Raw genomic sequence first — 8165 nt, 5'->3', positions numbered from 1 at the left:
TTTTATCTCATTAATATTGTGTTGCATAGCATAATTCAGGTAGACAGATGTACTATTGACGAATAATTTCTTCAATAAATCTATATTATAACGTAAAAAGAATGTAAATTTAAAAATAAAACGAAATAAATATTATGATCACTGTAGAAAAAATATCACAATCTTTAAAAAACTCCAAAAACCAAACTCAATTTACAAATAAAGCCGCAGTACTAGTGCCAATTATCGAGATTGAAAACCAATTACACTTACTTTTTCAGGTACGTTCAAAAAAACTAAAATGGCAACCCAATGATACCTGTTTTCCAGGAGGGCGAATTGAATTATCTGATATAAGTCCCGAATATACTGCAAAACGTGAAACTTTCGAAGAATTAGGAATTGCGCTAGATCAAATAATCATATTGGGACAATTACCTAAATTTATTGCATCATTTGGTATGATAATTTATCCCTTTGTCGCAAAAATTAATCATTTAGATAAATTGAATGATTTGATAATTAACTATGATGAAGTTGAATCTGTTTTTACTGTACCAATTAAATGGTTTATTACGCATCCACCCAAACTATCAACTATGTTTGTAGGATTTAAACCCGACGATAATTTTCCATTTGATTTAATACCAAATCGTACTTCCAATTGGCAGAAAAAATCACAACATGATGTCTATTTTTATCAATATAATGATTTTGTTATTTGGGGATTGACTGCACAAATTATTAATAGTTTCATTAGCAGAATTAATATTAATGACGAATTCTAGTATAAATATTTGTTAAAAAATTATTTTTATAATTTCTCAAGTTTTAGCATAAAATGCTTAAAAATATTTTTTTTATAAAAAAGTTTTTCAGTATCTTCACAAATATTTTGATTAATATATACTACGAATGGTTCGTTTTTGTTTTTCAAAATTTTTACAGTATGTCATCTCACTATTTAAATGAGTTATTAAAAAAATAAACTTCACAAGTGTTTCACTTAGTCCATACTTTCTGCTATACCCACATAGATATAAGTTAGATTTTTTAATTTTATAACATAAAATATGAAGGACATTATTATGAAACGTTTTAATAAATCATCTATTGCGTTAGCTTTACTATTATCTCTACCTGTTGCCAATATTTATGCTGCATTACCATTAACAGCTGAGGAAAGTAAAAATTTAATTCCTTTCAAAGAAATCTCAGTAACTGGTAGTTATTTACAAGCACAAAATGCAGCGGATGATATATCCAAAGCTGCGGACGAAGCTGGTGCTAAATATTATCATATAACTGGTATTGAACAACCCTCTACAGGTACCTCAACAGATCGTACTATTGTTTATGCTGATGTTTATAAATCAAATGCACCTATTGCTGTAAACAAAGAAAATGTTACTCATAACGGTGTAGTACTTTATCCACGCTCAAAAGCACTCTATTATTTACCATTTGAGGTAGTTAAATTTAAAGGTGAGTACAATAACACTTCTGAAGTTTTAGATGCAGCAAGTAAAATCGCTAATGAAAAAAATGCTTATGCGTTTTATGTTTATTCAATTATTGCTGATGATATAAAAAATCGTGAGCAAGATATTGAAGTTGCTTTATTCAAAAAAGATGCGCCTGTTCGTGACTTTATCATCTCTAAAGCAATTGAAGGGCAAGATGCTTATGAAATCACTAGCGAAGCATTCAAAATCATGAAACCTTATAAAACTATCGTTTTCCACGGTACATTTAACAATACTAGCGAAATTAGTGCTGCAGCACAAAAATATGCTATTGCTAACGAAGCTCATTTCTACTATGTCAAAGAAGTATCAACAAACCGTCCTGAAACTGCTCAAACTGTTTATGTAAATTTGTATAGATAATCATTTATTTTATAGCTATCCATGCGTAAAAAATTATACTTTTTCGCATGGATAATTATTTTATTTAATTAGGCTTTTAAGTTTAGTATTAAATTAATTTATGTCATTATAGCGACATGAATTGTTTACATAAATTCTAATGGCTGGGGTACAAGGATTCGAACCTTGGAATGGTGGAATCAGAATCCACTGCCTTACCGCTTGGCTATACCCCAACTTATATTGAAATGAGATATCTAGTACGGGTAGTGAGATTTGAACTCGCACACCTTTCGGAACTAGAATCTGAATCTAGCGCGTCTACCAATTCCGCCATACCCGTATAACATTGATTATAAAGATAAAATGAAAAAATAAAAATAGACAAATAATCAGATATCAAAAAGACAGATTGGAATGGCTGGGGTACCAGGATTCGAACCTGGGCGTGGCGGGATCAAAACCCGCTGCCTTACCGCTTGGCTATACCCCAATAAAGGATAGACATTAAGATTAAAATGGTGCGGGTGGAGAGACTTGAACTCACACACCTTGCGGCGCCAGAACCTAAATCTGGTGCGTCTACCAATTTCGCCACACCCGCACTGTATACTTTCGGTAAAAGTACAAACTAATCTTAATGGTGGCTACGACGGGATTCGAACCTGTGACCCCATCATTATGAGTGATGTGCTCTAACCAACTGAGCTACGTAGCCATTTCATTCGCAACGTCATAACCAACACTGCGAGGCGCATTATGCTTGTGTTACGGCAAATCGTCAACCCTTTTTTTTAGATATTTTAAAAAAAAGTGACGATTGATTAAGATGCAATCAAATACCGTTTAATATCACTTCAATTCGCCTTTTTTGTAACTCATTATGAATTAACTTTCCAGTATAACCTTCGGCAATAATATTTTGAACATCGACTGCTTGAGCTAATTTATATGCTTGTTCAAGGTATTGAGCTTGAGGAAATAATTCCGTTTTAGCATAAGATTGGCTAGCAATTATCAATTGATTAAGATGGGCTGGATTGCGCCATACATCTATTTTATTGAACAATTCGATAATTTGTTCTGCAGTTAACTGTGTCACATTAGCAACACTATTGTGAAATTGCTGCACCATAATTGCTAATTTTGTATATTGATTGGGGGCTTTAATTTTTAAACAAAGTTTTTTTAGCTCAGTTTTGGATGCAAACTCACCACATAAGACTGCAAAACGCACGGTCAGATCATCAGTCAATAAAGTCGATTTTTTTAATGCATCAGTAATAGTGCAGGAAAGTTTAAGAGATGGAAATAATAACGCTAAAGCACCACATTGTTCCAGTACTTGAAAATAAACTTGAGGATCCTCAGTCGCTAGCGCCTTTTCAGTCTCTTTCCATACTCTTTCTGCTGTAAGGGTATTTATTTCACCAGCAAAGACCATTTCTTTCATTAAATTATTCGTTTCAGCAACAATTCTGAAACCTAAATGGTGATAACGGGCAGCAAAACGTGCCACACGCAAAATTCGTAGTGGATCTTCTCTGAATGCAGGTGAAACATGGCGTAATAATTTAAGCTTAATATCATTAACACCCTGATAAGGATCGACTATATTGCCTTCTTGATCCATGGCAATCGCATTTATAGTAAGATCTCGTCGAATAAGATCTTGCTCTAAAGTAATATCTTTACTAAAGTCACATATAAAGCCTGTATAGCCTTTACCTGATTTCCGCTCTGTTCGAGCTAGAGCATACTCTTCTTTAGTTTTGGGATGTAGAAAAACAGGAAAATCTTTACCAACCTGTTGATAACCTAATGCTAAAAGTTCATCTGGGGTTGCACCAACCACAACCCAGTCTCGATCAACAACAGGGAGATGTAACAATCTATCTCTAACTGAACCGCCAACAAGATAGATTTTACTCATTTAACGCATCCAACGATCTTTTTTACGACGGCCAGGCATAATAGCCGGCAAAATAAGACCTAGAAGGAAACCACCACCAGCAACTAATCCACCATAAGTAAACCAAGTTACAATCAGATCTCGGCGCTTATCATCAACTTGATTCAACATAGACTCAAGCTTAATCTCTTGCTGTTTATTAAGTTGTTCTAACTCATTATTCTTAGCTTGTAGGTTTTCAATCGATTGTTCGGCTTTTTGTAGTCTTTCGGCATAATCTTGGATGGCATTTTGTTGATTTTTTTCTGCGTTATCAACTTTATCTTTATACTCAGCGAGTTGTGCTTCTAATGTTGGAACAAGTTCTTTAAAACTAGGTTGATCTTTTAATTTATTAGACTCAATCCAAGCTGAACTGCCAGTAGGAAGTTGTATTCGAGTATATTTCCCATCAACACTTTTCTCAAGTTCTATAACCTTTTCCCCCGATTTAACGGCACCCGTATAGGCATATTGAGAACTAGGACCACGACGAAGATAAACATCAACATTTTCAGTTACATATTTATCTACAGCTTCAACACTAAAAACCAATGTGACTAAAGAAAATAAAGTAATAATATTCTGTTTTTTCATAAAAATTTTCAAACTTTACCAATGGTTAGAAACATAATAACACAAAATATTGCCTTTTCGCACAACCATTTATAATAAAAATAGCTTAATTAAATATTTAAAATGAAATGGAATCAATTATATTTGTTCAGATCTTAATCACAAAATTAAACATTAATCATATTAATTAACAAAAATTATTATGATTTTATATCTGGAAAGTGATAAATTTTTGGAAAAATATGAACTGCAATCTTATAACCTGCTATATAGATATCACCTTACGCACTCAACCATATGCTAAACTCTGTTATTTTGGTAAACGATTACAGTATCTAAACACTGATGAGGTTGATATGTTTATATCGGCTGAACCAAATTCACGTATTGATGTTGACGTCCCTGTTACTCTTTGTCCATAAGAAGGCGATGTGAACTTTAGTACACTTAAACATGAAGGTCATTCAACTATAGTTGGGTACATGGGTTTCAAACTCGATCTGGCTAAAAAATCTGTTGAAGAGCAATGAAATCATTTCTAAAATCTATGATAACAGATACTATACCTTCAGGAGATTGGTTAATGAAAGTGACTACAAAATAGCTCAATCAGGTTGAATTTCAAACAATTTAAAGGGCGGTTTAAGCAATCGTTCATTTTCCTTAATTAATAAATTATAACTGAAACGATTCAGGTGTTAATGGTTTATTGGGAAACTATTTTTTTGCTTTATTATCCATTAACTCATAAATTGAGAAGATTATGTGATCTTTAGCAAATGTTTAAATTAAAAAAGAATATAGTAAGCATTAGCTGATATTCCAAGGGTGAACTATTTTTGATTTAATTGTTATTAATTCTCTCAATTATATATATACAAAAAAGAAAAAGTTTAAGAAGTATCAATAATAATTTAAAAGGTTTTTCTATGGTGATTATAAAAGATGTTTCACAATTAGCTAAAGTTTCTGTTGCAATAGTAGAGTTATCAACAATACCGCAAACGTCACTGATAACACGCGTGAAACCGTAAAAAAACAAGGAAAAATTAAATTATTACCCTGATGCTAATGTGCGTGCATTATCACAACAAAATGCTAATACCATTGGCATTGTGGTGGCAGACCTATCCGATCCATTTTATGGCGCGATGATTAGTACTGTTGAAAAAGTTGCAGCGAAAAACGGCCATTTTTTGCTGATTGGTAATGGTTACCACAATAAAAAACAAGAATATAATGCTATAACTAATCTTATAGAACATCGTTGTTCTTCTTTAGTTGTGCATGCAAAAATGCTAGAGGATGATCAATTAATAAAGCTAATGCAACAAATTCCTGGTATGGTTCTAATTAATCGAATATTGGAAGGTTTTGAAAAACGCTGTATTGCTCTTAATAGTCGTTATGGTTCGTACCTAGCCGTTAAACATTTAATTTAGCATGGTCATACTAATATTGGATATTTATGTTCCAATCACAGCATCTCTGACTCAGCAGATAGATTACAAGGCTATAAAGATGCATTAATCGAGCATCACATTGATATTAATGATAATTTTATTGCCTTCGGTTCTCCTAATGAAGAAGGAGGAGAACAAGCAATGATGTCTCTTTTAGAACGAAATCGACAAATTACGGCGATTGCCTGTTACAATGATTCAATGGCTGCTGGTGCTATGTCAGTATTATACGATAATGATATAAAAATTCCGGATGATATTTCGATCATTGGCTTTGATGATCTTTTAATTGCTCGATATTTACATCCAAAGCTAACAACTATTCGTTATCCATTACACACAATGGCCGAACAAGCAGCTGAACTTGCATTACAATTAACAAAAGGAGAACCTCATCCAGCTAACTTAATCAATGTATTTATTCCAACGTTAACTAAACGATACTCAGTTAATAATATTCGCTAATTAATATTAAACTTAAAACGAACAAGGCCCTAAGAAATGTCGAAAACTTTATAATAACAGTTTTCGACATTGACTTATTTACCCAAATAAGACTAGCTAAAACCAAACTTCAGTTTGCACACCAAAACTAATTTGATTTTCTTTGCCATTAAAGTCAAATTTACTGATTTCATTTTGCATTGATTCTATATACGAAACATAAAAACGAATATCAGGTCTTGAAGCTAAAATGCTCTCACCCACTTTAAACGAGTGGAAGAGTGTTGTTTTAAAGCCTTCCTCAGTATAACTTTTGCCTTTAACTTTATTTTTTTGTTTAAAGTAACCTAACTCCACACCACTTTGATTGTAAGTATCCCAAATATAAGCAGGTCTAATTGCCGATTTAAAACTAGTAAAATCAGTATGAGCTAAATTCAAGTCATACGAAAAGACATCTTTACCGCTTGTCAGTGCTAGAGCATGAGCGACTATGACTTTATCAGCTAAATAAGCCTCTCCTTCTGATACCAAACGATAAGCTTTACCATCAGTATGGGTACCAATATAATCGTTATCAGAATTAGCTGCAAACTCAGGGTTATTAGTGTTAATATTGGCTAATTGAGAAGCCACTGAATTAGTTGCAGTTTGTAACGTTAATTGATTAAATCCACCAAAGAAATTATTTTGTCTTAGAACAAAGCTACCTAACCAAGCATTTTTGACACTAATGCTATCTTGGATTTTCGATTTATTTGGTGCCGAGTAACGACCATTAATCGCCAAGGTTGCATCTTGCCATAAAGCAATATCTCGATAGCGAAACTCTACTTCATTTAGATCAACTTCTTCACGCTTAGTAACTTCTTTTCTTTTAACTTTACCGTTCTCAACAACCTCGACTTCTTTAGTTTGTTTGACATTAACATCAGCTCTAACTAAAGCTAAATCAAGTTTACCAACGCCAGCATCTAAACCTTCAATACCGATTCCGCCACCGGCTGGGGTTTTTTGAGTTTTCCAATCCAACATTTGAATTTCATTATATGGAAGTGAATGTTTACCTACCCATAAATTTGCATCAGGAAAACCAGGAATAAATCCTTTAGTCGATAAATAAATATCAGAAAACTGCATAATATTATCATCTTGGGTATTAAACAAACCAGCAGCCTTATTCGTGGCCACATTACCATCAATCATAACAATAGCATCAACCCTATGACCATCTTCATCATACACTTTCTGTTTGAATACCAGGTCATACCAACCACCATACTCGTTACCAAATCTACCTAGGGCCCCTTCAGCATAATTTTTTGGTTTACCATTTTTTGAAGTAGACCAACCACCACGGAAATAACCATTAAATGAAAAACCAATTTCATCTTTGATGAAATCTTTAAACTCAGAAAGGGTATAGGAATTTTTAATTGTTTTAGTTGCTGTTGACTCGTCTTTACTACCATTTGTTTTGGAGTCATTAACTAACACAATTTGATTATCGAATGTCGGCTGCTGTTGCACAACAGTTTTAGAATCAACATTATTTTGGACATTTGCTACAGCAACATTTTGTTTTTTCAATGCTCTCTGCTGATTATTAATTACAACCTGTTGCTGTTGAATATTTTTATTTAGCTGTGCAAGTTGTTTATTCGATTCAATCACTTGTTTTTTTAAATCTATAGATTCTTGAGACAGTGCTAATAATTTTTGCTCTAACATAGATATTCTAGCTTCTAACTCATCTTGATTAGTAGCAAAAGAGTTTGGTATATAGCACAAGCCAAGCAAAGTAATTAAAACAATTCGTTTAGGTTTTACTTTCAATACTGCCTTAGTTAAATATTTCATTTTTTTCTACTCATTATTTAATAG

Annotated in this window: 6 protein-coding genes, 5 tRNA genes and 1 pseudogene; 4 read left to right on the top strand and 8 right to left on the bottom strand. The window is 32.9% G+C overall.

The annotated features are described in order from the left end of the window. The first annotated feature begins 134 nt into the window (after window positions 1-134). The gene (locus tag B6C99_RS02050; protein ID WP_086358304.1) at window positions 135-767 is read left to right on the top strand and encodes a CoA pyrophosphatase; all 633 of its coding nucleotides are present in this window, start codon (window positions 135-137) and stop codon (window positions 765-767) included. Between the two features lie 300 nt (window positions 768-1067). Further along, a complete protein-coding gene (locus tag B6C99_RS02045; protein WP_158092422.1) occupies window positions 1068-1868 on the top strand; it encodes a YdgH/BhsA/McbA-like domain containing protein in 801 nt (266 codons plus the stop codon). Between the two features lie 140 nt (window positions 1869-2008). Here the strand turns inward: B6C99_RS02045 and B6C99_RS02040 are convergent. From B6C99_RS02040 to B6C99_RS02010, 7 genes are all read right to left on the bottom strand, one after another. After that, a tRNA-Gln gene (locus B6C99_RS02040) sits at window positions 2009-2083 on the bottom strand. A gap of 25 nt (window positions 2084-2108) precedes the next feature. Further along, a tRNA-Leu gene (locus B6C99_RS02035) sits at window positions 2109-2190 on the bottom strand. 75 nt (window positions 2191-2265) lie between these two features. Then, a tRNA-Gln gene (locus B6C99_RS02030) sits at window positions 2266-2340 on the bottom strand. A gap of 26 nt (window positions 2341-2366) precedes the next feature. After that, window positions 2367-2451: transfer RNA gene (locus B6C99_RS02025), tRNA-Leu, on the bottom strand. A gap of 37 nt (window positions 2452-2488) precedes the next feature. Further along, window positions 2489-2565: transfer RNA gene (locus B6C99_RS02020), tRNA-Met, on the bottom strand. 117 nt (window positions 2566-2682) lie between these two features. Next, window positions 2683-3780 (bottom strand): hypothetical protein, encoded by a 1098-nt coding sequence (locus tag B6C99_RS02015; RefSeq protein ID WP_086358302.1) that lies wholly within the window; start codon window positions 3778-3780, stop codon window positions 2683-2685. After that, complete coding sequence (locus tag B6C99_RS02010) at window positions 3781-4395, bottom strand: TIGR04211 family SH3 domain-containing protein (RefSeq protein WP_086358301.1); 615 nt, start codon at window positions 4393-4395, stop codon at window positions 3781-3783. A 221-nt stretch (window positions 4396-4616) separates the two neighbouring features. On the opposite strand from B6C99_RS02010, the gene B6C99_RS02005 reads away from it, so the two are divergent. Both B6C99_RS02005 and B6C99_RS13490 read left to right on the top strand, forming a co-directional pair. Beyond that, a complete protein-coding gene (locus B6C99_RS02005; RefSeq protein WP_086358300.1) occupies window positions 4617-4796 on the top strand; it encodes a hypothetical protein in 180 nt (59 codons plus the stop codon). A 507-nt stretch (window positions 4797-5303) separates the two neighbouring features. Beyond that, window positions 5304-6302, top strand: a pseudogene (locus B6C99_RS13490) (substrate-binding domain-containing protein). 96 nt (window positions 6303-6398) lie between these two features. Here B6C99_RS13490 and B6C99_RS01995 read toward each other — a convergent pair. Next, the gene (locus tag B6C99_RS01995) at window positions 6399-8141 is read right to left on the bottom strand and encodes a carbohydrate porin (protein WP_086358299.1); all 1743 of its coding nucleotides are present in this window, start codon (window positions 8139-8141) and stop codon (window positions 6399-6401) included. Window positions 8142-8165: the final 24 nt, after the last annotated feature.

Source organism: Gilliamella sp. N-G2 (genome assembly GCF_002142215.1).
In the GTDB taxonomy this organism is placed as follows: Bacteria; Pseudomonadota; Gammaproteobacteria; order Enterobacterales; family Orbaceae; genus Gilliamella.
This window is presented reverse-complemented; position numbering and strand designations above follow the sequence as displayed.

Bases quoted from the DNA above. Each gene is read 5' to 3' on its own strand.
- B6C99_RS02050 (WP_086358304.1), top strand. From the start codon at position 135: ATGATCACTGTAGAAAAAATATCACAATCTTTAAAAAACTCCAAAAAC.
- B6C99_RS02045 (WP_158092422.1), top strand. From the start codon at position 1,068: ATGAAACGTTTTAATAAATCATCTATTGCGTTAGCTTTACTATTATCT.
- B6C99_RS02015 (WP_086358302.1), bottom strand. From the start codon at position 3,780: ATGAGTAAAATCTATCTTGTTGGCGGTTCAGTTAGAGATAGATTGTTA.
- B6C99_RS02010 (WP_086358301.1), bottom strand. From the start codon at position 4,395: ATGAAAAAACAGAATATTATTACTTTATTTTCTTTAGTCACATTGGTT.
- B6C99_RS02005 (WP_086358300.1), top strand. From the start codon at position 4,617: ATGAACTGCAATCTTATAACCTGCTATATAGATATCACCTTACGCACT.
- B6C99_RS01995 (WP_086358299.1), bottom strand. From the start codon at position 8,141: ATGAAATATTTAACTAAGGCAGTATTGAAAGTAAAACCTAAACGAATT.